Below are 25,700 nucleotides of genomic sequence, written 5' to 3'. Positions count from 1 at the left end.
AGGGTGGCGGCGACACTGCCGACTACAGCCTCTGAGAGGCTGATACGCGCAGCAAATTCGCTTTGCCCGTTTCCGTGAAAGTGAGTAAAAACGCGGCTCCCCGCGCATAAACCCGCAGGTCGCGCCCTGTGGTCCCCGCGCACGCGGGGGTGGTCCCTCGCCCGTCTCGCGGAGAGCGTCGTGTAGCCGGTGGTCCCCGCGCACGCGGGGGTGGTCCCGGCCGCCCGATCGAGCCGTTCAAGGTCGGGGTGTGGTCCCCGCGCACGCGGGGGTGGTCCCCTGCCGGAAACGGCGCCCTGGGGCGTCGTCGTGTGGTCCCCGCGCACGCGGGGGTGGTCCCTTCGCGCCCGACTCCAGCGGCACCCGGCGCAGGTGGTCCCCGCACACGCAGGGATGGTCCCGCGGTCCTCGTCGTGCCACCCCAGACAGAACCGCGCTCCCCGCGCCCGCAGGGGCAGCCGTACATAGCCGTACATCCCCAGCACGGAAGCCGCTCCCAACGCCCGCCCGGCGCCCCCAAGCACAGGCCCTGGGCCCCGCATCGCAAGCGAGACAGCACAGCACTGCGGCCACCCGGCCACGCAGCCCGCAGGCCCCGGGCCAGGGGGTGGCGCGGGGCCCAGTGGCGTCACATCTCGGGGTGTACGCGATGCACGATGGCCGCCCACAGAGCTCGCGCGCTGAGTGCGGTGACGATGCGTTTGGCCATCTCCGTGCAGAGTGCCGCCGAGCGGGTCGACTTCTTGTCGCCCATACCTTCCACCTCCCTATCGGTAGAGGCGTCAGCGAGGCGTTGATGCGGCCTCGCCGGCGCCCACCCCCTCAGGTGGAAAGCGGTCACCCAGGCTACGGGTGCGGCACCGGGCCGGGAAGGAGGTCGGCCGGGAGAGCCCCGCGAAGGGTGCCCGAAGGAGCGGCCGGCCGGCGTCTCGTCGCCGGCGAGCCCGAAAGGCCCCCTCACCCCACCCTCCGAGCCGCCCGGTTCCTCCCCCCAGGCCCCGGCGACAGCGCCGCCGCCAACTCGTCCAGGGCATCCGTCAGAAGCTCCGCGCCCCGCACCGTCACCCCCGTGTCCCCCTCCGCCGCGGCCCAAGCCGCCGCCCGCAGCCTCAGCGGCGTCCAGTCCAGGGGCCGGCGTTCGCGCAGGGCCTCCACCGCGTCCGGGAGCAGTTCGCGCAGTGTCGTCGCGAAAGCGGCCGCCCCCGGGGACGGCGGAGCGTCGGGCTCCGGCAGGTGGGCTTCCATGAGCATGGTGACGCGGCCCATCGTCGCCAGGGCGGATTCCGCCGCGCGTTCGGCGCTGCGGGAGAGGCCGCGGTGGCGGACGGGTTCTTTTTGGGCGCGTTCGGCCGTGTCCTCCCATTCGCGCCTCGCCGCGCGCGCGTCGAGCAGGGCCTCGCGGACGTGGCGGGGGCTGCGGCCGGCCGGTTCCGCGTGGGCGGTGAGGACGGCGAGGGTGTACTCGCCGTTGGCGCGCAGCCATTCGGCGAGGCGGTCGCGGAGGCGGCGGGTCTCCCAGACGGGGAACAGGGCGTACGCCGCCAGCGCCAGCAGCCCGCCCAGCAGCGTCAGGGCCACGCGCGCCTGGACCGTCTGCGACCACCCCTCCCCCACCACCCCCAGCAGGAACACCACATACCCGCCGACACACGCCGACGCGACGATGTACCCCGTCCCCGTGAACAGGTACAGCAGGCCGACGCAGACCACCGCCAGTCCCGCGCACACGTACACGCCGGGGTGGAGCAGAGCCGTGACGGCCGCGCCCGCCAGGACGCCGACCACGGTGCCGACGAAGCGGGCCACGCCCCGCGAGTACGTCTGCGCGAAGTCCGGGCGCATGATCATCACGGAGGCCATGGGGGCCCAGTAGCCGTGCCCCCACGGCAGCGCCGTGCCCAGGACGTACCCGACGCTCGCCACCGCCGACAGGCGGACCGCGTGCCGGCCGATCGGCGACGACCAGCGCGCCTCCCGCCGTACCGCCCGGACGGCGAGCGGGATCAGCCGCTGGACGGTCGGGCGGAGGAGGTGGCGGTACGGCTCCGTCGGGCGGTCCGCGGGCGGGGTGTCCGTCGCGCGGCGCGCCTGCCGGACCGGCTCGTCGCTGCCCTCGACCGCGTCGCCGAGCAGGGCGATCAGCCGGTACGCGGAACGGCGCGCCGCGCCCGTGAGCATCGGGCCGGACTCCGGCACCCGGAGCACGTCCAGCGCCTCGGGCGGCAGCCGGACCGGGCCGCCCCGGCGGACCGAGCGGGCGACCGCGTCGAGGACGGTCGCGGCGGCGCCCAGCAGGTCGCGGACGCGGTCGCGTTCCGGGCCCTCGGGCGGCGCGCCGACGACCGGGTCGGCGAGCGCCGCCAGCACCGGACGGAGTCGTTCCGCGAGCCCGCGCGGGCCGCCGAGCTGGCGCGGGCGGTTCCGGGCCTGACGGGGTGTGACCGCAGCGGCGCTGCGCGCCTCCATCAGCGGCTGCGGATCGAAGTGCGCCACCGGGTCGTGCCGCAGCCGGCGCGCGTAGTCCGCCTCGGCGGCCAGCGCGTCGGCGAGCGCGTCCCGTTGCCGCCCCCACGGTCTGATCGGGAACACCACGATGAGCAGCGCCTGCACCAGGCCGCCGACCGCGATCAGCCCGGCGTGCTCGGCCGCCCCGGCGACGGACGTCGGCAGGGTGACGGTGATCAGCATCACCGCGACCGTCTGCGTGGCCACCAGCCCCGACACCGGCCCGACCGCCCACGCCATCCCCGCCAGCAGCGTCCAGGCGGCCAGCAGCAGGAGGAACAGGACGTGGCTGTAGGCCGCCAGGTAACCCAGGAACGTGCTGGCGGCCAGCCCGACCGCCACCCCCAGCGCCAGCACCGGCCGCGGCCGCCAGCTCCGCTGGAACGTCGCGAGGCCGGCGGCGAAGGCGCCGAACGCGGAGGAGACGGCGAGAGCGGGGCTGCCGAAGGTGAGCATGAGGGCCATGACGATCGCCACACCCGCCGTGCTGCGGACGGCCAGGAGGGGTTCCGGGGCCGCCCGCTCGATCGTCAGGCCGGCGCGGGCCGTGTCCTTGAGGGCGCTCAACCAGGGCATGATCTTGAGCTTACGTTCCGGCGGAGAATTCGGAAGGGCGGGTTCCGGGGGTGCGTCCGCTCCCCCGCCGACGAGCGGTGATGCCCATGGCAGCCTTGGCACCCCCAGCCCCCGAACCGCCCTCAGCTCCCCCCGCCGCCCAGCGCCTCCTCCGGCAGCACCCGCAGGGCCCGCAGCGCGGCGCCCAAGTCGACGACCGCGCGCGGATCCTGCAGCGACCGGCCGGTCAGCTCCTCCAGCCTGCGCAGCCGGTAGCGCACCGTGTTCGGGTGGCAGTACAGCCGGCGCCCGGTCTCCGCCGCCGACCCGCCCGCCGCGAACCACCGCTCCAGCGTGTCGAGGAGCCGCTCGCGCTCGTCCGCCGGCAGGGCCAGCACCTCGTCGAACACGGTCCTCGCGATGTGCCCGGCCTCCGCCGGCGCCGCCGCGACCAGCATCGCGAGCGGATCGTCGTCGAAGTGGACGACCCCGGCCCCGGCCCTGGGCAGCGCGGCCAGCGCCAGCCGCGCGTACCGCAGGGCCTGCGGGGTGTCCCGGGGCGGGCGACGCGCCCGTGGACCGCTGTTGTCCGGCCGTCCGGTTCCGCGGCGGCACGCTTTGTCCGTGGCGACAACCCGTCGGAACACCGGTGGTTCCACCGATGCGCGGACACCCACCATGACCGCATGCTCCCCGCAGTCGGACGTCCCCGGCCGCCGTCGGCACCCGCCGCTCCCGGCGCCGGTCCCACCCTCGGAGGTACGCACATGAAGCGCAGCATCGTCGGCACCTTCGTCGCGGCGGCCACCGCGGCCGCTTCCCTCGCGGCCGGTGGCGCGGCCACCGCCGTCCAGCCGGCCGCGCACCGGGCGCCGGTCGTCTTCGTCCACGGCTACCTGGGGTCGGACCCCGTCTGGGCCCCCGCGAAGGCCGCGTTCCTCGCCAACGGCTACCGGAGCGACGAGCTCTTCGGCTTCGTCTACGACTACAACACGTCCAACGAGACCAGCGCCCGCGGCCTGGCCGCCTTCGTCGAGAAGGTGAAGAAGGACACCGGGGCGCCGAAGGTCGACATCGTGAACCACTCCATGGGCGGCATGGTCTCCATGTGGTACGTCAAGGAGCTCGGCGGCTCGACGAGCGTCGGGCACCTGGCCTCGCTCGCCGGCGCCCACCACGGCACGGACGTCGCGACGCTGTGCACCGTCATGTCGCCGTCCTGCGCGGAGATGAAACCCGGTTCGGCCTTCCTCAAGAGACTGGCCTCCGGCGACGAGACGCCCGGCGACACCCGGTACCGGACCTGGTACTCGCCCTGTGACGGCGTCATCAGTCCGTTCTTCAGCACCCGGCTGAAGGGCGCGGACAACACGCTGGTCCCCTGCGTCAACCACGTCGCGTTCCTCACGGACGGCGGGGTGCTGTCCCAGGTGGTCGCCTTCACGAAGGGGGAGTGAGACCACGCGCCGTGCTCCGGGGCCGGTCCCGCACGGACCCCACGGGAACCGGCCTCCGGAAAGCGAGCGCCTCGTCCTACTTGTGGCTGGGGAACCCCAGGTCCACCCCGCCGTCCTCCGGGTCCGGCCAGCGCGTCGTCACGACCTTGCCCCGCGTGTAGAAGTGGACGCCGTCGTTCCCGTAAATGTGGTGGTCCCCGAACAGGGAGTCCTTCCAGCCGCCGAACGAGTGGTAGCCCACCGGCACGGGGATCGGCACGTTCACGCCCACCATCCCCGCCTGCACCTCCAGCTGGAAGCGGCGGGCCGCGCCGCCGTCGCGGGTGAAGACGGCGGTGCCGTTGCCCCAGGGGGAGGCGTTGATCAGGGCCACCCCCTCCTCGTACGTCTCCGCGCGCAGCACGCACAGCACCGGGCCGAAGATCTCGTCGCGGTAGGCGTCCGACTCCGGCGACACCTTGTCGAGCAGCGACAGGCCGATCCAGTGGCCCTTCTCGTACCCCTCGACCGTGAAGCCGGTGCCGTCGAGGACGACCTCCGCGCCCTGCGCCGCCGCGCCCGTCACGTACGAGGCGACGCGGTCGCGGTGCTCGGCGGTGATCAGCGGGCCCATCTCGGACGTCGGGTCGGAACCCGGCCCGATCTTGATCTTCTCGGCGCGGTCGCGGATCTTCGCGACCAGCGCGTCGCCCGTGTCGCCGACCGCCACCACGGCCGAGACGGCCATGCAGCGCTCCCCCGCCGAGCCGTACGCGGCCGACACGGCGGCGTCCGCGGCGGCGTCCAGGTCGGCGTCGGGCAGGACGAGCATGTGGTTCTTGGCACCGCCGAGCGCCTGGACGCGCTTGCCGTGCGCGGAGGCGGTGGCGTGGATGTGCCGGGCGATCGGGGTCGAGCCGACGAACGAGACGGCGGCGACGTCCGGGTGCTCCAGCAGCCGCTCCACCGCCACCCGGTCGCCGTTGACGACGTTGAGGACACCCTCCGGGAGCCCCGCCTCCGCGGCCAGTTCCGCCAGCAGCAGGGCCGCCGACGGGTCCTTCTCGCTCGGCTTGAGCACGAACGTGTTCCCGCACGCGATCGCCAGCGGGAACATCCACATCGGCACCATCGCCGGGAAGTTGAACGGCGTGATGCCCGCCACCACCCCCAGCGGCTGCCGGATCGCCGCGACGTCCACCCGGCTGGACACCTGCGTGGACAGCTCGCCCTTGAGCTGGGTGGTGATGCCGCAGGCCAGTTCCACGATCTCCAGGCCGCGCGCGACCTCGCCCAGCGCGTCGGCGTGCACCTTGCCGTGCTCGGCGGTGATCAGCCGGGCCAGGTCCTCGCGGCGCGCGTCGAGCAGCGCGCGGTAGGCGAAGAGGACGGACGTGCGGGTGGCGAGCGAGGACGTCCCCCACGAGGCGTACGCGTCCTTCGCCGCCGCCACCGCGGCGTCCACCTCCTCCGCCGACGCCAGCGCCACCCGGGTGGTCACCTCGCCCGTCGCCGGGTCGGTGACCGGCCCGTACGCGCCCGACGCGCCCTCGACGGCCCGGCCGCCGATCCAGTGGCCGACGGTCTTCGTTTCCGACGTCATCTCCACGTCCCCTTCTTCGTCTTCGGGCGTTCCTCGACGGGGCCTGCGAACAGCCTCCCGCGCACGCGCCTCACAGATGGCGGCGGCGCCCCGCGGCCCCCCGCTCGTACTCCTCCAGGGCCCGAACGGCGGCCGGGCGGGTCGCGGTGCGGGCGACGGGCACATCCCACCACGCCTGGGCGGGCGGCGCGCCCGGCACACTGTCGGGCGTCGCGGTCTCCACGTGGACACATGTGGGCCGCGTCGCCGCCCGCGCCGCCGCCAGCGCCTCCGGCAGCTCGCCGGCGGTCCGGACGCGGAGGACGTCCAGGCCGAGGGAGGCGGCGTTGGCGGCGAGGTCCACCGGGAGCGGTTCGCCGGTGTACGTGCCGTCGGGCGCCAGCCGCCGGTACGCCGTGCCGAACCCCTCGGCACCCACCGCCTCCGACAGGCCCCCGATCGACGCGTAGCCGTGGTTCTGGAGGATCACCACCTTGATGTCCAGCCCCTCCTGCACCGCCGTCACCAGCTCCGTCGGCATCATCAGGTACGTGCCGTCGCCCACCAGCGCCCACACCGGGCCGCGGCCCGCCAGCCGGACGCCGATCGCGGCCGGGATCTCGTAGCCCATGCAGGAGTAGCCGTACTCGACGTGGTAGTCGCCGCCGCGCGAGCGCCACAGCTTGTGCAGGTCGCCGGGGAGCGAGCCGGCCGCGTTGACGAGCACGTCGGACCCGTCGGCGATCCGGTCGAGCGCGCCGAGGACCTGCGCCTGCGTCGGACGGGCGGACGGGTCGGGGTGCGGCGCGAAGGCCCGTTCCACCGCCCGGTCCCATGCCTCCCTCCCCCCGGCGTACTCCCGTGCGTACTCCTCCGGCACCCGGTATCCGTCCAACTCCCCGGCCAGCGCCTCCAGCCCGGCCCGCGCGTCGGCGGCCACGGCGAGGCCGGCGAGCTTGTGGGCGTCGGCGGAGGAGAGGTTGAGGTTGACGAAGCGGACGCCGGGGGCGGCGAAGAGGGTGGACGAGGCGGTGGTGAAGTCCGTGTAGCGGGTGCCGACGCCGACGACCACGTCCGCCGTCCGGGCCAGCGCGTCGGCGACGGCCGTACCCGTGTGCCCGATCCCGCCGACGTCGGTGGGCGTCGCGTGGTGCACGGCGCCCTTGCCGGACTGGGTGAAGGCCATCGGGATGCCGGTGGCCTCGGAGAGCGAGCGCAGCGCCGCCTCCGCGCCGCTGTGCCGGACCCCGCCGCCGCAGACCAGCAGCGGCCGGCGGGCCGACCGGACGACGGCCGCCGCCTCGGCCACGGCCGCCGGGTCGGGGGCCGGGCGGCGGACGTGCCAGACGCGGTCGGCGAAGAACTCCTCCGGCCAGTCGTACGCCTCCGCCTGCACGTCCTGCGGCAGGGCGAGGGTCACGGCGCCCGTCTCCACCGGGTCAGCGAGGACGCGCATCGCCTGGAGCGCGGCCGGAACGAGCGCCTCCGGGCGGGTGATCCGGTCGAACCACCGCGACACCGGCCGCAGGCAGTCGTTGACGGACACGTCCCCGGCACCCGGGTGTTCGAGCTGCTGGAGGACGGGATCGGCCGGGCGGGTCGCGAACGTGTCGCCGGGGAGCAGCAGGACGGGCAGGTGGTTGACGGTGGCGAGGGCGGCGCCGGTGACGAGGTTGGTGGCGCCGGGGCCGATGGAGGTGGTGACGGCGTGCGTGGACAGCCGGTCGGCGGTCCGGGCGTACCCGACGGCCGCGTGGACCATGGCCTGTTCGTTGCGCCCCTGGTGGAACGGCATGCGGTCGCGGCCGGTCTCCAGCAGCGCCTGCCCGACGCCGGCGACGTTGCCGTGCCCGAAGATGCCCCAGCAGGCGGCGATCAGGCGGCGGCGCGCGCCGTCCCGTTCGGTGTACTGGTGGGCCAGGAACTCCACGAGGGCTTGGGCGACGGTCAGCCGTCGGGTCCCTGAAGTCTTCATCGGGCGTCTCCCGCCGGGTAGAACGGCAACCGGGGGTCGGCCGGCTGCCGGGGCCAGGTGGCGCGGATCCAGGCGTGGTCGGGATGGTCGCGGATCAGCCACTCCCGGGGGCCGGGACCCGCCATGACGTTGAGGTAGTACATCGGGTGGCCGGGCGCGGCGACGGACGGGCCGTGCCAGCCGTCGGGGATCAGCACCGCGTCGCCGGTGCGGACCTCCGCGAGGACATCGGTTCCCCCGGTGCGGGAGGGCGACACCCGCTGGTAGCCGAGACCGGGTTCGCCGCCGGGGCCCGGGGCGATCTCGAAGTAGTAGATCTCCTCCAGCCGGGACTCCTCCCCCGGCCGGTCCTCGTCGTGCTTGTGCGGCGGGTACGAGGACCAGTTGCCGCCGGGGGTGAGGACCTCGACGGCGATCAGCCGGTCGCAGGCGAACACCTCCGCCGCCGCGAAGTTGTTGACCTGCCGCGAACAGCCGCCCGCGCCGCGCAGTTCGACGGGAACGGCCGGGGCGGGCCCGTACCGGGCCGGGAAGCGGTGCTCGCACCGCGCCCCGGCGAGCGCGAACCGCCCGCCGGCGGGCGCCGTGACGGTGACGCGCGCGTCCCGCGGGACGTACGCGAAGTCGGTGACGGCGGTGAACACACTGTCCCGCCCGCGCAGCGTGAACGTCCCCCCGTCGAGGACGCGGACCGTACAGCCGCCCGTGAGCGGCAGCACGACCCACTCGCTGTCGGCGGTGGCGAAGGCGTGGGCGCCGCCGGGCGGGAGGGTGAGGATCCGCAGCGAGGAGCGGTCCCAGCCGGCGCGGGCGGGATCGACGTCCAGGCAGTAGGGGCCGCGGGCGGCGCTGCCGGCGGGGAGGTGGGTCATGGGCGCGGGCTCCTGCGGGGTCGGAGGCGGGGGTCTGGGGACGCGGGGCCGGGGACGGGAGAGGGCGGACCGAGGCAGGCCCGGGCGCTCCCGGCCTCCCTTCTCTCCTTCCCCTCCCTTCCCCTGGCCGCGGAGGGGAACGCGTGGGACGCCGGGCGCGTGGGTTCGCCCCTGCCCCTCCCCCGGAGGGGGCACCCCCATCCACCGTTTCGTGCAGGGGCTGCGCCCCCGCACCCCCGCAACCGCGCGGTTGTCTCAATCGCCGGACAAGCTGGGCTCTGCCCCCGCACCCTCCTCACCCGCATCCGACCAGCCTCGCCACCCGGTCCACCGCCCCCGCCACATCACCGTCCGGCGGATAGAGCAGCGCCCGTCCCGCCACCATCCCCCGTACCCCCGGCAACGCGAGCACCGCGCCCCACCGTTCGTACGCCCGCTCGGCGTCGTCGGGGCGGGCGCCCGCGTCGCCGCCGAGGAGGACGACGGGGAGGGTGGTGGCCCGCAGCACGTGCGCCATGGCGTCGGCGTCGTCGGTGACGGGGACCTTGAGCCAGGTGTAGGCGGAGGTGGCGCCGAGGCCGGAGGCGATGGTGAGGGAGGTGGTGACGGCCTCGGCGGTGAGGTCGGCGCGGAGCGGGCCGCCGGCGTCGCGGCGGCACAGGAACGGTTCGACGAAGACCGGCAGCCGGTGCGCGGCCATGGCGTCGACGGCCCGGGCGGCGGACTCCAGGGTGCGCAGCGAGCCGGGGTCGTCCGGGTCGATGCGGAGCAGCAGCTTCCCGGCGTCGAAGCCGCGTTGGGCGAGGTCCTCGGCGCTCGGACCGGTGAAACGGTCGTCGAGTTCGAAGGAGGCGCCGAAGAGGCCGCCGCGGTTCATGGACCCCATGACGACCTTGCCGTCCAGGGCGCCGAGCAACAGCAGGTCGTCGAGGATGTCGGAGCTGGCGAGCACGCCGTCCACACCCGGCCGGGAGAGCGCGACGCAGAGACGTTCCAGCAGATCGGCGCGGTCGGCCATGGCGAGGCGGCGGCCGCCGACGGAGAGGGCACCGCGCGCGGTGTGGTCGGCGGCGACGACCAGCAGCCGGCCGGACGGCCCGAGCAACGGGCGGCGCGGGCGGCGCGCGGCGGCTTCGGCGATGGCCTCGGGGTGGCGGCTGCGCACGGTGGTGAGGTCGGAGATGCGCACGCGCGGGGTCACGGCCGTTCGTCCCCTCGCGGGGCGGGCCGGGGAGCGTCGGGGAGGCGGGCGTGGGAGCGAGGGGCCTCGGGAAGAGGGGCCTCGTCCCGGGATCCCGCGGGTCCGGGCGGTTCGGCGCGGGAAGCCCCGGCCCGGGGAACCGGGGACCGGGCGGCCTCCGGACCCGCCACCCCGCCCCCGGCGGCCGCCGCCAGCAACTCCTCCACCTCCTCCGGCCGCGGCATCGCCGACGAGCAGGCGAGCCGGGAGGCGACGAGGGCGCCGGCCGCGTTGGCGAAGCGGAGGACGTCCGGCAGGGGGCGGCCGGAGAGGAGGCCGTGGCAGAGGGCGCCGCCGAACGCGTCGCCCGCGCCGAGGCCGTTGAGGACCTCGACCGGGACGGGCGGCACCTCGGCGCGGGTGCCGTCGCGGTGCAGGGCGAGGACGCCGTCGGGCCCCCGCTTCACGACGGCGAGTTCGGCGCCCGCGGCGAGCAACGCCCGCGCGGCGGCCTCGGATTCGCGTTCGCCGGTGGCGACCTCGCACTCGTCGAGGTTGCCGACCGCGACGGTCGCGTGCCGCAGGGCCGCCGCGTAGTGCGGGCGCGCGGCGGCGGCCGCGGCGGCGCCCGTCCGGCCGCCCGCGCCGGAGGCGCCGCCTTCGCCGCCCCAGAACAGCGGCCGCCAGTCGAGGTCGAAGACGGTGTGGCCGCGCCGCTCGCGGGCCGCGAGCGCGGCGAGGGTGGCGGACCGGCTGGGCTCCTCGCACAGGCCCGTTCCGGTGACCCAGAGGATCCGGGCGGCGCGGACCGCCGCCAGGTCCAGCTCCTCGGGCCGGATCTCCAGGTCGGGCGCCTTGGGCCGGCGGTAGAAGTACAGCGGGAAGTCGTCGGGCGGGAAGATCTCGCAGAAGGTGAGGGGGGTCGGGTAGGCGGGGACGGGTGTCACCCAACGGTCGTCGACGCCGAAGCCGCGGAGTTCGGTGTGCAGGTAGGCGCCGAAGGGATCGGCGCCGGTACGGCTGATCAGGGCCGTACGGCGGCCCAGCCGGGCGGCGGCGACGGCCACGTTGGCCGCCGAGCCGCCGAGGAACTTCCCGAAGGCGTCCACCTCCGCCAGCGGAACGCCGGCCCGGAGCGGATAGAGGTCCACGCCGAGCCGGCCCATGGCGATCAGGTCATGGGCCTGGGGGATCTGCGGTCCGTCCGGCTCGCTCATGGGGTCAGGTGTAACCGGGGCCGCCGAACACTGTCAAGGATTTGTCCTTACATATTGACGTCCTGCGCGGGCGCCTTGACGTTACGTCCGTATGTCCTGTCGAAGCCTTGACACCCCCTCACCGGCCCAGGAAGCTACGGACATCCCCACCGCCCGCTGGGAGGAGAGCCGCATGCTCGACCGGATCCGCGTCGGTTCGGCGCCCGACTCCTGGGGCGTCTGGTTCGCCGACGATCCCGCGCAGGTGCCCTGGCGGCGCTTCCTGGACGAGGTCGCCGACGCGGGCTACCGCTGGATCGAGCTCGGCCCGTACGGCTACCTCCCCACCGACCCGGCCCGGCTGCGCGACGAGACCGCCCGGCGCGGCCTGAGCGTCTCGGCCGGGACGGTCTTCACCGCCCTGCACCGCGGCCCGGCCGTCTGGGACGCGACGTGGGAGCAGGTTTCCCGGGTCGCCGCCCTGGCCCGCGACACCGGCGCCCGCCACCTCGTCGTCATCCCGTCCTTCTGGCGCGACGACCGCACCGCCGAACGCCTGGAGGATCCCGAACTGACGCCCGAGCAGTGGCGCCTGCTGGCCGCCGGCACGGAACGGCTCGCCCGCGAGGTCCGCGACGCGTACGGGCTGGAGATCGTCGTCCATCCGCACGCCGACACGCACATCGACACCGAGGAGCACGTCGCCCGCTTCCTCGACGCGACCGACCCGGAACTGGTGCGGCTGTGCCTGGACACCGGGCACTACGCGTACTGCGGCGGCGACAGCGTCCGGCTCATCGAGACGTACGGGGAGCGGATCGGCTACCTCCACCTGAAGCAGGTGGATCCCGGCGTGCTCGCCGACGTCGTCGCGCGGGGGACGGCGTTCGGGCCGGCGGTGCGGCAGGGGGTGATGTGCGAGCCCCCTCGCGGGGTGCCGGCGCTGCCGCCCGTCCTGGCCGCGGCTTCCCGGCTCGGCGTCGACCTGTTCGCCATCGTCGAGCAGGACATGTATCCGTGCCCGCCGGACGCGCCGTTGCCGATCGCACGGCGGACACGCGCATTCCTGCGCTCGTGCGGCGCGTAGCGCCGCGGTGTTTGAGCCCCGGTCCCTCCCCCATAAGGACCACCCCATGAGAAACCTCCGCATCGCCCTCCTGGGCGCAGGCCGCATCGGCGCCTTCCACGCCACCACCCTCGCCCACCACCTCGAAGGCGTCACCGACCTCCTGATCGCCGACGCCGACCCGTCCCGCGCCGCCGCCCTCGCCGCACGAGTCGGGGCGAAAGCGCTCGACTCACCGGAGGAGGCGTTCACGGCGGGCGGCGTCGACGCCGTCGTCATCGCCACGGCCACGGCCGCCCACGCCGACCTCATCACCCGCGCCGCCCGCGCCGGCCTCCCCGCCTTCTGCGAGAAGCCGATCGCCGTCGACCTCCCGGGCACGGCCCGCGCCCTGGCCGAGGCCGAACGAGCGGGCACTCTGCTCCAGATCGGCTTCCAGCGCCGCTTCGACGCCGGCTACCGCGCCGCCCGCGAGGCGCTGCGCGCCGGCCGCCTCGGCCGGGTGCACACCATCCGGGCCGTGACGTCCGACCCCGCGCCGCCGCCGGCGGAGTTCCTCCCCCTCTCCGGCGGCCTCTTCCGCGACTGCATGGTGCACGACTTCGACACCGTCCGGTGGCTGACGGGACGGGAGGTGACCGAGGTGTACGCCCGGGGCTCGGACGCGGGCGCGCCGGCCTTCCGGGAGCACGGCGACGTGGACACCGCCTGCGCGCTGCTCACCCTGGACGACGGCACGCTGGTGTCGGCCACGGCCACCCGCTACAACGGCGCGGGCTACGACGTCCGTACGGAGCTGTGCGGGGACCGCGACCAGTGGGCGGTGGGCCTGGACGCCCGGACGCCGCTCACCTCCGCCGAGCCGGCCGGGCCGGGGGCCCCGGAGCGCCCCTGGCCCGGGTTCCTCGAACGCTTCGAGAGCGCGTACCGCGCCGAGCTGGACGCCTTCGTGCGCGCCGTGCGCGGCGCGCTGGACAGCCCGTGCCCCGGCCGTGAGGGCCTGAACGCCCTGCTGATCGCCGAGGCGTGCGAGCTGTCCCGCCGGGAGAACCGGCCGGTGGGACCGGCCGAGCCGGCCGCGGCGGCCGGGCTCGGCTGACCGTACGGGCGCGCTGCCGCCCGAACGCCACGTCGCCACCGGGTTACGAGCGTCACGACCCGGTCAGTCTTCCTCCACAGTCGTTCCACAGCCCTGCCCGCCCGGCTCGCCCGGGCCGCTCCCCGGGCAAGGCTGCGTGATCGAGAACGGCAGCGTCGCGGACCCCCCGACGGAACCCCCTCCGTGGCCGCGGCGCATGGGAGAGGCGCGAGAGATGACCGACCGTCGACTCTGGTCCTACAAAGAGATCGCCGCACACATCGGGGTGCAGACCGATACGGTGCGGTCCTACCGCAAGCACGGTCTGCTGCCGTCGCCCGACCTCACCGAGGACGGGAAGCCGTACTGGTTCGCCGACACCATCCGGCTGTGGGTCGCCGAACGCCCCGGCAACCGGGCCCGGCGGGCGCGCCGGGGATGAAGCGCCCCGGAGCCCGTCCCGAAGCCTGGTGCTATACCCCGGGGGGGTACGATGGCGGCGCAGTCGCCAACCGGTCCACTTCACCGAGGAGCACAGCATGACGCACGGAACGACCGCCGGGACCACCACCGTCTACCAGGTGACCGGCATGACCTGCGGCCACTGCGAGAGCGCGGTCGGCAGCGAGCTCTCCGCGCTCGACGGGGTGACCTCCGTCAAGGCCGAGGCGTCCGCCGGCCGGGTCACCGTGGTCTCGGAAGGCCCGCTGGACGACGAGGCCGTCCGGGCCGCCGTGGACGAGGCGGGGTACGAGCTGGTCGGCCGCGCCTGATCCGCCCTCTTGAGCACACTCCTCTCGAGCACACCCCTCTTGAGGACGACTACGGCAAGGGCCCTGATTTCCGTTCAGGGCCCTTGCCCTTTTCCGTCCCCTTTGCCACCACCGACACCGCACGAAAACAAGAGACCTAGATCACAGCAATTCCGGGGTAACCATTCCGTGCGTGGATTGGTCTAACCAGGCAGTGCTGGATCGTCTTGGGGGACGGGCCGGCCACGCGTGGCCGGGACACGTACCCGGGGAGCTTTGAGCGGCCCTCCCGTCCGTACGTTGTCCCGGCAGATCGCGTCCGAGAGGCGGCGCACCCGGTGCGCCGCGGGAACGGTGAGCGCGCGGCGCGCATTCGGACTCCCGAGCGGATCCCGTGGGGGGAATCCGCTTCGGGGCGGAAAGCGCCCCGCTCCGACCCGTGGGGGGATCGGAGCCGGGGCGCTTTTCATTGATGCCATGTACAACTGTCCGCGTTGCCATGTACATGTGCTACGTACATCATTTTTATTAGGGGTAACCGCCGGTATCACCTTGACAGGCGGTGGCGTGCGACACGCCCCCCGTAGGCACCCATACGACCCCCGTACGCGAACGGCGCCCCCGCCGTCCCCCGAAGGGGAGGCGAGGGCGCCGTACGGGCGACCCGGGCGGGTCAGCGGGCCTCGACGGGCACGAAGTCGCGCTCGACGACGCCGGTGTAGATCTGGCGCGGGCGGCCGATGCGGGAACCCGGCTCCTTGATCATCTCGTGCCACTGGGCGATCCAGCCGGGCAGCCGGCCGAGCGCGAAGAGCACGGTGAACATCTCGGTCGGGAAGCCCATCGCCCGGTAGATGAGACCGGTGTAGAAGTCCACGTTGGGGTAGAGGTTGCGCGAGACGAAGTAGTCGTCGCTGAGCGCGTGCTCCTCCAGCTTGAGCGCGATCTCCAGCAGCTCGTCGTCCTTGCCCAGGGCGGAGAGGACGTCGTGCGCCGCGGCCTTGATGATCTTCGCCCGGGGGTCGAAGCTCTTGTAGACGCGGTGCCCGAAGCCCATCAGGCGGACGCCGTCCTCCTTGTTCTTCACCTTGCGGATGAAGGCGTCGACGTCGCCGCCGGAGTTCTTGATGGACTCCAGCATCTCCAGCACGGCCTGGTTGGCACCGCCGTGCAGGGGGCCCCACAGGGCGTTGATGCCCGCGGAGATGGACGCGAACAGGTTGGCCTGCGAGGAGCCCACCAGGCGCACGGTCGAGGTGGAGCAGTTCTGCTCGTGGTCGGCGTGCAGGATGAGCAGCTTGTCCAGGGCGCTCACCACGACCGGGTCCAGGTCGTACTCGGCGGCCGGCACCGAGAAGGTCATGCGCAGGAAGTTCTCGACGTAGCCGAGGTCGTTACGCGGGTAGACCACGGGGTGGCCGACGGACTTCTTGTACGCGTAGGCCGCGATCGTCGGCAGCTTGGCGAGGAGCCGGATCGTGGAGAGATCGCGCTGCTTCTCGTCGAAGGGGTTGTGGCTGTCCTGGTAGAACGTCGACAGGGCGCTGACCACGGACGACAGCATGGCCATCGGGTGGGCGTCGCGCGGGAAGCCGTCGTAGAACCGCTTGACGTCCTCGTGCAGCAGGGTGTGCCGGGTGATCTCGTCCTGGAAGCGCGACTGCTCGTCGGCGGTCGGCAGCTCGCCGTTGATCAGCAGGTACGCCGTCTCGAGGAACGTGCTGCGCTCGGCCAGCTGCTCGATGGGGTAGCCGCGGTAGCGCAGGATGCCCTGCTCGCCGTCCAGGTAGGTGATGGCGGACTTGTAGGCCGCCGTGTTGCCGTAACCGGAGTCCAGGGTCACCAGACCGGTCTGGGCGCGCAGCTTGCCGATGTCGAAGCCCTTGTCACCGACGGTGCTGTCGATCACCGGGTAGCTGTACTCGCCGTCCCCGTAACGCACTACTACAGAGTTGTCGCTCACGTCATCCCTCACCGACGTTGTGCCTCTTCTTCGAGGTGCCCTGACTACCCCTACCTTCCCCCATTTGGACGCGGTCCGTGCACTCGGGGTCGGCCATAGGGCCCAAGAGCGGCACTGAGTGCCGTCCAGCGTGCCATCCTGCCCCCTTCGCCCCGATTGGTAAACCGCTCAGAGACGAACACCACCTCCCACGGCGAGCCGGTGATCGAGAGCGGTGCAGCGCCGGCCCGCGCCGACCGTGCGGACGGCCTGCCCGAGGGCGCGCCGCGAGCCGACCAGGACGACCAGCCGTTTTGCCCGGGTTACCGCCGTATAGAGAAGGTTGCGCTGGAGCATCGTCCAGGCGCTCGTCGTCACCGGGATCACCACCGCCGGGTACTCGCTGCCCTGGGAGCGGTGGATCGTCACGGCGTAGGCGTGGGCGAGTTCGTCAAGTTCCGTGAAGTCGTAGCCGACCTCCTCGTCCTCGTCGGTGCGGACGGTGAGCCGCTGCTCGACCGGATCGAGACCGGTGACCACGCCGACCGTGCCGTTGAAGACGCCGTTCTCCCCCTTCTCGTAGTTGTTGCGGATCTGCGTCACCTTGTCGCCGACCCGGAAGACGCGCCCGCCGAAGCGGCGCTCGGGCAGGTCGGGGCGGGCGGGGGTGACGGCCTGCTGGAGGAGCGCGTTGAGGGCGGCGGCGCCGGCCGGGCCGCGGTGCATCGGGGCGAGCACCTGGACGTCCCGGCGCGGGTCGAGGCCGAATTTGGCGGGGATGCGGCGGGCGGCCACGTCCACGGTGAGCCGGCCGGCCTCCTCGGTGTCCTCCTCGGCGAAGAGGAAGAAGTCCGCGAGGCCCGTGGTGACGGGCGGGACGCCGGAGTTGATGCGGTGGGCGTTGGTGACCACGCCCGACTGCTGCGCCTGCCGGAAGATCCGGGTCAGGCGGACGGCGGGAACCGGGCTGCCCGGGGCCAGCAGGTCGCGCAGCACCTCGCCGGCGCCCACCGACGGGAGCTGGTCGACGTCCCCGACGAGCAGCAGGTGGGCGCCCGGGGCCACGGCCTTGGCCAGCTTGTTGGCCAGCAGCAGGTCGAGCATGGACGCCTCGTCGACGACGACCAGGTCGGCGTCGAGCGGCCGGTCCCGGTCGTACGCGGCGTCGCCGCCGGGCTTGAGCTCCAGCAGCCGGTGGACGGTGGACGCCTCGGCCCCGGTGAGCTCCGCCAGCCGCTTGGCGGCCCGGCCGGTGGGCGCGGCCAGGACCACCTTCGCCCGTTTGGCGCGGGCGAGTTCGACGACGGACCGGACGGTGAAGGACTTGCCGCAGCCGGGGCCGCCGGTGAGGACGGCGACCTTGCTGGTGAGCGCCAGCCGGACCGCCTCCCGCTGCTCCGGGGCGAGTTCGGCACCCGTCCGGCCGGCGAGCCAGGTCAGCGCGCGGTCCCAGTCGATGTCGCCGAAGGCGGCCAGCCGGTCGTCCTCGGCGCGCAGCAGCCTGGACACCTGCCCGGCGAGGGAGAGTTCGGCCCGGTGGAAGGGGACGAGGTAGACGGCGGTGACCGGCTGCCCGTCCTCCGGCCCCGGCACCGTCTCGCGCACCACGCCCTCCTCGTCGGCGGCGAGTTCGGCCAGGCACTCGATCACCAGACCGGTGTCCACCTGGAGGAGCTTCACCGCGTCGGCGATCAGCCGCTCCTCGGGGAGGAAGCAGTGCCCCTGGTCGGCGGACTGCGAAAGGGCGTACTGCAGGCCCGCCTTGACGCGCTCGGGGCTGTCGTGCGGGATGCCGACGGACTGGGCGATCCGGTCGGCGGTGAGGAAGCCGATGCCCCACACGTCGGCGGCCAGCCGGTACGGCTCCTTCTGGACGACGGAGATGGAGGCGTCGCCGTACTTCTTGTAGATGCGGACGGCGATGGAGGTGGAGACCTCGACGGTCTGGAGGAAGAGCATCACCTCCTTGATGGCCTTCTGCTCCTCCCAGGCGTCGGCGATCTTCTTCGTCCGCTTGGGGCCGAGGCCCGGGACCTCGATCAGCCGCCCGATCTCCTCCTCGATGATCCGGAGGGTGTCCGTGCCGAAGTGCTGCGTGATGCGGTCGGCGAAGACCGGGCCGATGCCTTTGACCAGGCCGGATCCCAGGTAGCGGCGGATGCCCTGGACGGTGGCGGGGAGCACCGTCGTGTAGTTCTCCACCGTGAACTGGCGGCCGTACTGCGGGTGGGAGCCCCAGCGGCCCTCCATCCGCAGCGACTCGCCCACCTGGGCGCCGAGGAGCGAGCCGACGACGGTGAGCAGGTCGCCGGCACCGCGGCCGGTGTCCACCCGGGCGACGGTGTAGCCGTTCTCCTCGTTGGCGTAGGTGATGCGTTCGAGCACCCCTTCGACCACTGCCGGTTGTGCCATGGGGTGACGGTACCGCCGGGGTCTGACAACGCCCGTCCCGCCCCGGCCCCGGGCGTGATTCGAGGGGCCCGGTCCCTGACCGAGCCCCTCGTTTCCCCCCGGCCGGCTTCCCCTTGATCCCCCCGGATACCTCCCCCGGGAAGCCGGATGCCACATACGACAGCCCTCGGGCCCGGGAGGTTGCGGCCCCTCCGAAGCGTTATCGATCCGTTACCCGAAGTGGCGGGAAGTCCGTTACGCACGGGGAAGCCGGTTCTCTGTGAAACTCGCTTTCTCCACTCTCGGTGTCCCCGGTCTCCCCCTCCCCGACGTCTCCCGGCTCGCCGCCGCGCACGGCTGGGACGGCGTCGAGCTCCGCGCCCATCCCGAGGAGCCCCTCCACCCCGGCAGCGGCCCGGCCGAACGGGCCGCCGCGGTACGGCGGTTCGCGGCGGACGGGGTGGAGATCACGGGGGTGGCCGGGTACGCCCGGGTGGCCGGGCCCGGCCCCGACGAGCCGGTGTTCGACGAGCTGGACGCGCTCGTCCGGCTCGCCGCCGACCTCGGAGCGCCGTTCGTCCGGGTGTTCCCGGGCGCCGGGGAGCAGCCGGCGGAGGAGGCGGAGGCCACGGCCGCGCGCCGGCTGGCCTGGGTCGCGCCGCTCGCCGCCGACCTGGGCGTCCGGGTGCTTCTGGAGACCCACGACTCGCACCCCCGCGCCCAGGACGCGGTCCGGGTGCTCGGCCCGGTCGGGCACCGGAACGTCGGCGCCCTCTGGGACCTCCTGCACACCTGGCGGAACGGCGAGCCCCCCGCCGTCACCCTGCCCGCCCTCGCCCCGCACCTCGGCTACGTCCAGGTCAAGGACGCCGCCTCGGCGGAGGACACCGCTCCGCTGCCGCTGGGCACGGGCGCGGTGCCGGTCGCCGCGTGCGTGGCGGAACTGGTCGCGGCCGGCTGGGACGGCTGGCTGTGCTGGGAGTACGAGAAGCTGTGGCACCCGGAGGCGCCGGACTTCGCGGGGCTCGCCGGGCCGGGACGGGAGTACCTGAGCGGCCTGCTCCGGCCCTGAGGGGACGTCTTCGGTCCCGACGGGACGTCTTCGGCCCTGGGGGGGACGCTTTCGGTCCTGACGGGACGCCTCCGGCTCTGGCGAGACGTCAGTCCGTCGCCACCGTCACGGCGATGCCCGCCAGCGCCGTCCCCGTGACGTACCGCTGCACCCGCAGCCAGCGGGGGCGGCGGCCGAGGAACGAGGCGACGGATCCGGCCGTGACGGCGATCAGGCCGTTGACGGTGAGCGCCACGGTGACCTGCGTGAGCCCGATCAGCAGGCTCTGCAGAGGGACGGACCCCCGATCCGGGTCGACGAACTGCGGCAGCACCGAGACGTAGAGGATCGCGATCTTCGGGTTGAGCAGATTGGTGACGAAGCCCATCGCGAAGAGGCGGCGGGCCGGGTCCGGGGGCAGCGGTTTGGGGTCGAACGCCGAGGTGCCGCCCGGCCGCAGGGCCTGCCACGCCAGCCAGGCGAGATAGCAGGCGCCGGCGAGCTTCACCGCCGTGTAGACGGCCGGGACCAGCGCGAAGAGGGCGGCGATCCCGGCGACCGCGGCCAGCAGGTACACGAGGAAGCCCGCGGCGACGCCCAGCAGCGAGATCAGCCCCGCGCGCCGCCCCTGGGTCACCGAACGGGACACCAGGTACATCATGTTGGGCCCCGGGGTGAGTACCATGCCCAGGGCCACCAGGGCCATGCCCGTCACCGCGTGCCAGGTGACCACGGGAAACTCCTTCTCGCGTAAGGGGGACAGGGGGTCACCGGGTGACGCTCGTACGGGCGGCGGCCGGTCCGCCCCCGCCCGTACGCACCACCCGGCGGAAGGCCGGCCGCCCGGCCCCCGCCAGGGAGGCCACCGCGATGCCGCCGACCAGCAGCACCGCCGCGCACCACCCCAGCGGGCTCACGTCCTCGTCGAGCAGCAGCGCGGCCGACGACATCCCGAAGACCGGCACGAGGAGCGAGAAGGGGGCCACGGCCGAGGCGTCGTAGGCGCGCAGCAGATGGCCCCAGAGGCCGAAGCCGAGCACCGTGCTGATCCAGGCGACGAACAGCAGCGCCCCGGCGCCGCTCCAGTCGAGGGAGCGCAGCGCCTCCGCGTCGGCGTGCGGGCCCTCCACGGCGAGGGAGAGCAGGAGCAGCGGCAGGACCGGGACGGCGCTCACCCAGACGATGAACCGGAAGGCGTCCGGTGCGGCGGCCTTGCGGGTGAGGATGTTGGAGACGCCCCAGAAGGCCGCCGCGGCGATGACGAGGGCGAAGCCGAGGAACGGCCCGGACAGCCCCTCGTCGACCGCCGCGACCACGATCCCGGCGACCGCCACGGCCAGGCCCACCGCCCGTGCCCCGCGCAGCCGTTCGCCCAGCGCGACGACGGCGAGGAGGGCGGTGAACACCGCCTGCGCCTGGAGGACCAGCGAGGACAGCCCGGCGGGCATCCCGGCGCGCATGCCGACGAACAGCAGCCCGAACTTGCCCACGCCCAGCGTCAGTCCGACCCCGATGATCCAGCGCCACTTCACCGGCGGCCGGCCGACGAGGAAGACCGCGGGCACGGCGGCGGCGAGGAAGCGCAGGGCGCCGAAGAGGAGCGGCGGGAAGTGGGCGAGTCCGACGTCGATGACGACGAAGTTGACGCCCCACAAGGCGGCGACGAAGACGGCGAGGAGGAGGTGGTGCGGACGCATGGGATCAGCATCACGGGCGCGGACCGTGCAGCACCAGTTCACCTTCCTTCACTATGGGATGGAGCAACGCTTCAACATGGAGCGATGCTTTCGACTTCGGAGGTGGGGAACGTGCTGGACCTCTCCCGGATGCGCGCCCTGCACGCCGTGTCCGTCCACGGCTCGGTGAGCGCGGCGGCGATCGCCCTGGGCTACACCCCGTCCGCCGTGTCCCAGGCCATCGCCAAGCTGGAGCGGGAGACCCGGACGCCCCTGCTGGAGCGGCGCGGCCGGGGCGTGGTCCTCACCGACGCCGCCGTACGGCTCGCGGACACCGCGCGGGAGCTGCTGGCGCTGGTCGAGCGGGCGGAGACCGAGCTGGACGAGCGCCGCGGACTGCCCACCGGGCGGCTGGCGGTCGCCGCGTTCCCCACGGCCGCCCGGGACCTGCTGCCGGGCGTCCTCGCGCGGCTGGCGCGAGAGCATCCGACGGTGGACGCCCGGATGTCGGAGGTGGACCCGCACCTGTCGGTGGGGCTGGTCGCGCAGGGGGCCATCGACCTGGCCGTCGCCCATGACTGGGACATCAACCCGCTGCCCGCGCCGGAGGGCATGGAGCGGGCGACGCTGGGCGAGGACCGGTGCGACGTGATCGTCCCCCGCGGCCACCGGCTGGCCGGCCGTGCGGTGATCAGGGCGACGGACCTGGTCCACGAACGCTGGATCTGCCAGCCGCCCGGCACCGTCTGCCACGACTGGCTGGTACGCACCCTGCGGGCGACCGGCCACGAGCCGGAACTCGCCCATCAGGTCGCCGAGTTCCAGACCCAACTGGCCCTGGTCGACGCCGGCCTGGGCATCGCCCTCGTCCCCCGGCTGGGCCGCGGGGCGCTGCCGACGGGCGTGGTGGCGCTGCGCCTCGACCCGGTGCCCGTACGACGGTTGTACGCGTACTGGCGGACCGGCGCGGCACGGCGTCCCGCGATCACCGAGACGGTCCGGCTGCTGCGCGCGGCGGCGGCCGGCGAGTAGCCCGGAACCGGGTGCCCGGCCGGGCCGTCCAAGGGCCGTGCCGCCGGCGAGTCCTCGCGGCGCGGTACCGGGGCCGTCGCACGCCGCGTCGCCCGGCCGCCCTCCCGCCGGCCGCGGCCGCGGCACGCCGCCGCCTGTGCGCGCCCTCCCGATGCACCGGCGGCGGCACCGCGGGCCTTCGGAACGCGACGGCGGGCGCCCCCTTCCCGGGAACGCCCGCCGCTCTGCGTACTCCTGCCTTACGGCCGCAGCGCGCTCTGCTTCTCGTTCTTCACGCGGTCCAGCTTGGCGTCGAACGGTGCGAGCGGCTTGGCGGCCTTCTCGTCCTTCTGGACGGCCTGGGGCGCCACGCCGGCCCACTTCAGGACCTCGGCCGTGGCCTTGGCCCGCTCGTCGGCCACCAACTGGGCGATGTTCGAACCGTGGTTGCCGCCCGGGGCGTAGAAGCGGTAGTCGTGCCGCGCCTCGGCGCCCTTGCCCAGGCGGAACGGTTCACCGCTCCACGGGTCGTTCTGCCCGTACACGAAGAGCATGTTCCGGCTGTCCTCGCGCACCCAGCGGTCGACGTCCGCCATCGCACCGGGGTGGAAGGTCATCGGGATGTCCCGGGGGACGTACGAGCGCGGCTGGTTGATGCCGGGGTACCGCAGCACGCCCTTGAGGTGCGGGTTCTTCACCGTGGGGGCGCCCAGCTGGGTGCCCGCCTGGTAGTAGTACGGGGTGAAGCGCTCCAGGCCCTGGTCCGTGTAGCCGTCGAAGCCCGAGATGTCGTCGATGAACTTGTACAGCTCGTCGGTGGACGCCTTGGTGGCCGGGACGGAGGCGCAGTCGCTCTGCAGGTGGTACTGCCAGAAGGACCACACCAGGTCCAGGACGACGTTCTCGTACGCCTTGTCGGCGCTGCCGACGACCTTGAACGTCTTGCCGTTCTCCTTCGCCCACTTCTCGTAGCGGGCGACGATCTCGTCCCGGCGGACGAGCGCCTCGCGCTGCACCGAGTTGAGCTGGGTGCGGCAGGCCTTGTCACCGACGTTCTGGAAGAACTTGTCGTACGCCGAATCTTCCTTGTCGTTGACGTCGTTGGGCGCGACGTAGGCGACCGTGCCGTTCATGTCGTTCGGGTAGAAGCGGCGGAAGTAGGTGGCCGTCATGCCGCCCTTGCTGCCGCCGGTGGCCAGCCAGTTCTTCCCGTAGACCGGCTTCAGCGCCTGGTACAGGCGGTGCTGGTCGCTCGCCGCCTGCCAGATGTCCAGCTTCGACCAGTCGGCGGGCTGCGGCCGGGACGGCGTGAAGAACCGGTACTCCATCGACACCTGGTTGCCGTCCACGATGCGCGTGGGCTCGCTGCGGCTCGGGTTCGTGGAGACGTTGTAGCCGGACGTGAAGAACACGGTCGGCCGGTCGGTGTCCTTGTGCAGCAGGGTGAAGCGCTGCTCGAAGGTCCCCTTGCCGGGGTTCCGGTGGTCCACCGGCTGCCGGTACGTCATCACGAGGTAGCGGTAGCCCTGATAGGGCTTCTCCTCGACGAACTTCATCCCGGGAATCTTCAGGATGCGGTCCTTGATGTCGGCCTGAGGGGCGGTGACGGTGCTCGCCGCCTCCGCCGTGGCGCTGCCGGCGCCGATCGCTCCTATGAGCATCGTCGCCGCCAGCAGCGATCTGAGAGCCTTGCGCATGCGCCCTCCCCTGGGTTCGCAAAGGTCGCGGTGAACTTATCCGGGGTGACATGCGTTGCGCCAGACCCTTTGTCCTCACAGTTCACAATGGCGTGGACCTTGCCCTTTACGGCCGCACGACCGGCACGGGCCGATCCGGCCCATCCAGCCACACGCGTTCGCCGCCGGCGTCCACGGTCAGCCCGAACCGCTCGAATCCGGGCCGCCCCTGGGCGTCCCACCAGCGGTAGGCCGTGCTCACCTCCTCCCACAGCTTCCGGGGCCCCGACTGGTACACCTCGAACTCCTGCCTCCCCGGCTCGAAGTCCACCGTCGCCCACGACGTGACGGCGGTGTCGCGCAGCCAGAGGGTGTAAGAGGCGTCGTCGTACGCCTCCATCCACGGGAACGCCCCGGGCACCTGCACACCGATCGCGAACATCACGTGCCAGTCGCCCACCGCTTCCGGAGACAGGTCCGTCACGCCGCGTTCGCCGTCCGCCGGCCACTTCCGGCCCCCGAGGTACTCCCGGACGTGCGTCCGCGCGATCCTCTGGGCACGGAGCCGCATGAACGCGGACGACCCGACGAACCGACCGGACGCCGTCCCGTCCCCCGCGACGGTGAGGCGGACCACCGCTTCCCCGCCGTAGACGGGCCCCCACGGAGCGACGATGACCCCGCCGGGTCTGGCCTGCGTGATCCACGGCCGGGGCAGGCTGCCGACGGAACACGTGGCGATCACCCGGTCGTACGGCGCCCGGCCGGGAAATCCCTCGGCTCCGTCCCCGACCACGGTGAGTGGCTCGTACCCCGCCGCGTGCAGCCGGGCTCGCGCTTCCCGCGCGCTGGTCTCGTCCACCTCCACGGTGACGACGTTCGCGGCGCCGACGCGGTGGGACAGTAGGGCGGCGTTCCAACCGGTCCCGGTGCCGATCTCCAGCACCCGGTGCCCTTCTTCCGCGTCCAGCGCGTCGAGCATCGAAAACACCATGGTGGGCATGGAGTTGGAGCTGGAAGGGACCTTGCCCTTGCCGGGCCCGGTGTACGCGCCCTCGTCCCACTGGGTGGTGATCGGCGCGTCCCGGTACACGGCGGCCCACCAGGCTCCGGGTTCCTCGGCACGGACCACGCGGTCGCTCTGCCGGTTCATGCCGGCGCGGCCGGGCCAGATGACGTCGGGCACGAACAGGTGCCGGGGCACCGCCTCGAAGGCGGGCAACCAATCGCTCGTCAGCGCTCCGGACGCGGTGAGCGCGGAGGCGAGCCCCTGCGGGCCCGCCTCCTCCGTTCCGTCGGCACTCACTCAGCTGCCATCCGCCGGATTCTTGCCGTCGTTGGTGTTGCCACCCTCGTCGGACCCGCCGCCGCCGTGCTTGTTGCCGCTGTCGCTGTCGTCCTGCGGGTTGCCGTCGACCATCGTCCGCCACCAGGGCACGGTTCCTCCTAGGGTGAGTGGTGCGGGTGGGGTGCCTCCCCACGCCTTCGTACGGTTACGCACCCGTCCGACCGGACGGGAACCTACGGGGGGCCTACGTGCCTCAGGGGCCCCAGTGTGCTGTGTACAAGTGCAGCCCGCGGACGGTCATCACCCGTTCGCCCTCGGCACGATCACCGGTACCGAGCGCCCGAACGAACTCGCCCTTCAACCGCTGGCACTCAGCTTGTTCTTTAACCTCCTGTGCGACATCCCGTGAGTTCCCCTGAGCGCCACTGAGTCGCTGACTTCGTGGCCGGGGCTTTCTCACCGTGGGTT

20 protein-coding genes, 2 pseudogenes and 1 CRISPR repeat array are annotated in these 25,700 nt (G+C 73.4%); of the genes and pseudogenes, 7 read left to right on the top strand and 15 right to left on the bottom strand.

Annotation, left to right across the window (positions count from 1 at the left end; all coding sequences use genetic code 11):
• Nucleotides 1-128: 128 nt before the first annotated feature.
• A CRISPR array of direct repeats spans nt 129-401; the repeat unit is 29 nt; unit sequence GTGGTCCCCGCGCACGCGGGGGTGGTCCC.
• Nucleotides 402-628: 227 nt separating this feature from the next.
• From ACH4PU_RS29330 to ACH4PU_RS29320, 3 genes and pseudogenes are all read right to left on the bottom strand, one after another.
• The gene (locus ACH4PU_RS29330) at nt 629-754 is read right to left on the bottom strand and encodes a hypothetical protein (protein WP_398278468.1); all 126 of its coding nucleotides are present in this window, start codon (nt 752-754) and stop codon (nt 629-631) included.
• 203 nt (nt 755-957) lie between these two features.
• Nucleotides 958-3,081 carry an FUSC family protein gene (locus ACH4PU_RS29325; protein WP_398278465.1) on the bottom strand — a complete coding sequence of 708 codons (2,124 nt, stop codon included), beginning with the start codon at nt 3,079-3,081 and terminating at the stop codon, nt 958-960.
• Between the two features lie 122 nt (nt 3,082-3,203).
• Nucleotides 3,204-3,617 (bottom strand): annotated as a pseudogene (locus tag ACH4PU_RS29320) (PucR family transcriptional regulator); the annotation flags it as partial.
• Nucleotides 3,618-3,827: 210 nt separating this feature from the next.
• On the opposite strand from ACH4PU_RS29320, the gene ACH4PU_RS29315 reads away from it, so the two are divergent.
• Nucleotides 3,828-4,517, top strand: coding sequence for an esterase/lipase family protein (locus tag ACH4PU_RS29315; RefSeq protein ID WP_398278462.1), 690 nt, complete (start codon nt 3,828-3,830; stop codon nt 4,515-4,517).
• Nucleotides 4,518-4,593: 76 nt separating this feature from the next.
• On the opposite strand, the gene ACH4PU_RS29310 is transcribed toward ACH4PU_RS29315, so the two are convergent.
• The 5 genes from ACH4PU_RS29310 to iolC all read right to left on the bottom strand — a co-directional run bounded on the left by ACH4PU_RS29310 (nt 4,594) and on the right by iolC (nt 11,322).
• Nucleotides 4,594-6,099, bottom strand: a complete 1,506-nt coding sequence (locus ACH4PU_RS29310) for a CoA-acylating methylmalonate-semialdehyde dehydrogenase (protein ID WP_398278460.1) — start codon at nt 6,097-6,099, stop codon at nt 4,594-4,596.
• 70 nt (nt 6,100-6,169) lie between these two features.
• Nucleotides 6,170-8,053, bottom strand: a complete 1,884-nt coding sequence (gene iolD / locus ACH4PU_RS29305) for a 3D-(3,5/4)-trihydroxycyclohexane-1,2-dione acylhydrolase (decyclizing) (protein WP_398278457.1) — start codon at nt 8,051-8,053, stop codon at nt 6,170-6,172.
• Nucleotides 8,050-8,925: a 5-deoxy-glucuronate isomerase gene (iolB, locus tag ACH4PU_RS29300; protein WP_398278454.1), complete on the bottom strand. Its 876-nt coding sequence runs from the start codon at nt 8,923-8,925 to the stop codon at nt 8,050-8,052. The genes iolD and iolB overlap by 4 nt, the downstream gene beginning before the upstream one ends.
• A gap of 295 nt (nt 8,926-9,220) precedes the next feature.
• Nucleotides 9,221-10,126, bottom strand: a complete 906-nt coding sequence (locus tag ACH4PU_RS29295) for a deoxyribose-phosphate aldolase (RefSeq protein ID WP_398278451.1) — start codon at nt 10,124-10,126, stop codon at nt 9,221-9,223.
• Complete coding sequence (gene iolC / locus ACH4PU_RS29290) at nt 10,123-11,322, bottom strand: 5-dehydro-2-deoxygluconokinase (protein WP_398278448.1); 1,200 nt, start codon at nt 11,320-11,322, stop codon at nt 10,123-10,125. The genes ACH4PU_RS29295 and iolC overlap by 4 nt, the downstream gene beginning before the upstream one ends.
• A gap of 172 nt (nt 11,323-11,494) precedes the next feature.
• On the opposite strand from iolC, the gene ACH4PU_RS29285 reads away from it, so the two are divergent.
• From ACH4PU_RS29285 to ACH4PU_RS29270, 4 genes and pseudogenes are all read left to right on the top strand, one after another.
• Nucleotides 11,495-12,388 carry a sugar phosphate isomerase/epimerase family protein gene (locus ACH4PU_RS29285; RefSeq protein WP_398278445.1) on the top strand — a complete coding sequence of 298 codons (894 nt, stop codon included), beginning with the start codon at nt 11,495-11,497 and terminating at the stop codon, nt 12,386-12,388.
• 46 nt (nt 12,389-12,434) lie between these two features.
• Entirely contained in the window at nt 12,435-13,466 is a 1,032-nt protein-coding gene (locus ACH4PU_RS29280; RefSeq protein WP_398278442.1) for a Gfo/Idh/MocA family oxidoreductase, read from the top strand.
• A gap of 214 nt (nt 13,467-13,680) precedes the next feature.
• Complete coding sequence (locus ACH4PU_RS29275; protein ID WP_185946039.1) at nt 13,681-13,887, top strand: AlpA family transcriptional regulator; 207 nt, start codon at nt 13,681-13,683, stop codon at nt 13,885-13,887.
• A 51-nt stretch (nt 13,888-13,938) separates the two neighbouring features.
• Nucleotides 13,939-14,218: pseudogene (locus ACH4PU_RS29270) on the top strand (heavy-metal-associated domain-containing protein).
• Between the two features lie 652 nt (nt 14,219-14,870).
• On the opposite strand, the gene ACH4PU_RS29265 reads toward ACH4PU_RS29270, so the two are convergent.
• Both ACH4PU_RS29265 and ACH4PU_RS29260 read right to left on the bottom strand, forming a co-directional pair.
• The gene (locus ACH4PU_RS29265) at nt 14,871-16,160 is read right to left on the bottom strand and encodes a citrate synthase (RefSeq protein WP_185946040.1); all 1,290 of its coding nucleotides are present in this window, start codon (nt 16,158-16,160) and stop codon (nt 14,871-14,873) included.
• Nucleotides 16,161-16,328: 168 nt separating this feature from the next.
• Complete coding sequence (locus ACH4PU_RS29260; protein ID WP_398278437.1) at nt 16,329-18,551, bottom strand: ATP-dependent RecD-like DNA helicase; 2,223 nt, start codon at nt 18,549-18,551, stop codon at nt 16,329-16,331.
• A gap of 259 nt (nt 18,552-18,810) precedes the next feature.
• Here ACH4PU_RS29260 and ACH4PU_RS29255 point away from each other — a divergent pair, with 259 nt between their 5' ends.
• Nucleotides 18,811-19,602: a sugar phosphate isomerase/epimerase family protein gene (locus tag ACH4PU_RS29255; RefSeq protein WP_398278434.1), complete on the top strand. Its 792-nt coding sequence runs from the start codon at nt 18,811-18,813 to the stop codon at nt 19,600-19,602.
• An 88-nt stretch (nt 19,603-19,690) separates the two neighbouring features.
• Here ACH4PU_RS29255 and ACH4PU_RS29250 read toward each other — a convergent pair whose 3' ends face one another.
• Both ACH4PU_RS29250 and ACH4PU_RS29245 read right to left on the bottom strand, forming a co-directional pair.
• On the bottom strand, nt 19,691-20,314 hold the full coding sequence (locus tag ACH4PU_RS29250) for a LysE family translocator (RefSeq protein ID WP_398278431.1): 624 nt from the start codon (nt 20,312-20,314) through the stop codon (nt 19,691-19,693).
• A gap of 34 nt (nt 20,315-20,348) precedes the next feature.
• Nucleotides 20,349-21,278 carry an EamA family transporter gene (locus tag ACH4PU_RS29245; protein ID WP_398278428.1) on the bottom strand — a complete coding sequence of 310 codons (930 nt, stop codon included), beginning with the start codon at nt 21,276-21,278 and terminating at the stop codon, nt 20,349-20,351.
• 111 nt (nt 21,279-21,389) lie between these two features.
• Between ACH4PU_RS29245 and ACH4PU_RS29240 the strand changes: the two genes are divergently transcribed.
• A complete protein-coding gene (locus ACH4PU_RS29240; RefSeq protein ID WP_398278716.1) occupies nt 21,390-22,289 on the top strand; it encodes a LysR family transcriptional regulator in 900 nt (299 codons plus the stop codon).
• A 239-nt stretch (nt 22,290-22,528) separates the two neighbouring features.
• On the opposite strand, the gene ACH4PU_RS29235 is transcribed toward ACH4PU_RS29240, so the two are convergent.
• From ACH4PU_RS29235 to ACH4PU_RS29225, 3 genes are all read right to left on the bottom strand, one after another.
• The gene (locus ACH4PU_RS29235) at nt 22,529-23,965 is read right to left on the bottom strand and encodes a S28 family serine protease (RefSeq protein ID WP_398278425.1); all 1,437 of its coding nucleotides are present in this window, start codon (nt 23,963-23,965) and stop codon (nt 22,529-22,531) included.
• Between the two features lie 106 nt (nt 23,966-24,071).
• Nucleotides 24,072-25,250 carry a methyltransferase domain-containing protein gene (locus ACH4PU_RS29230; protein ID WP_398278422.1) on the bottom strand — a complete coding sequence of 393 codons (1,179 nt, stop codon included), beginning with the start codon at nt 25,248-25,250 and terminating at the stop codon, nt 24,072-24,074.
• Nucleotides 25,251-25,382 carry a hypothetical protein gene (locus ACH4PU_RS29225; protein ID WP_398278419.1) on the bottom strand — a complete coding sequence of 44 codons (132 nt, stop codon included), beginning with the start codon at nt 25,380-25,382 and terminating at the stop codon, nt 25,251-25,253. It lies immediately after the preceding gene.
• Nucleotides 25,383-25,700 lie beyond the last annotated feature (318 nt).

The organism is Streptomyces sp. NPDC021100, from assembly GCF_044333095.1.
In the GTDB taxonomy this organism is placed as follows: Bacteria; Actinomycetota; Actinomycetes; order Streptomycetales; family Streptomycetaceae; genus Streptomyces.
Note: the sequence above shows the minus strand (reverse complement) of the source record. Positions and strands in the feature narration are given on the sequence as shown.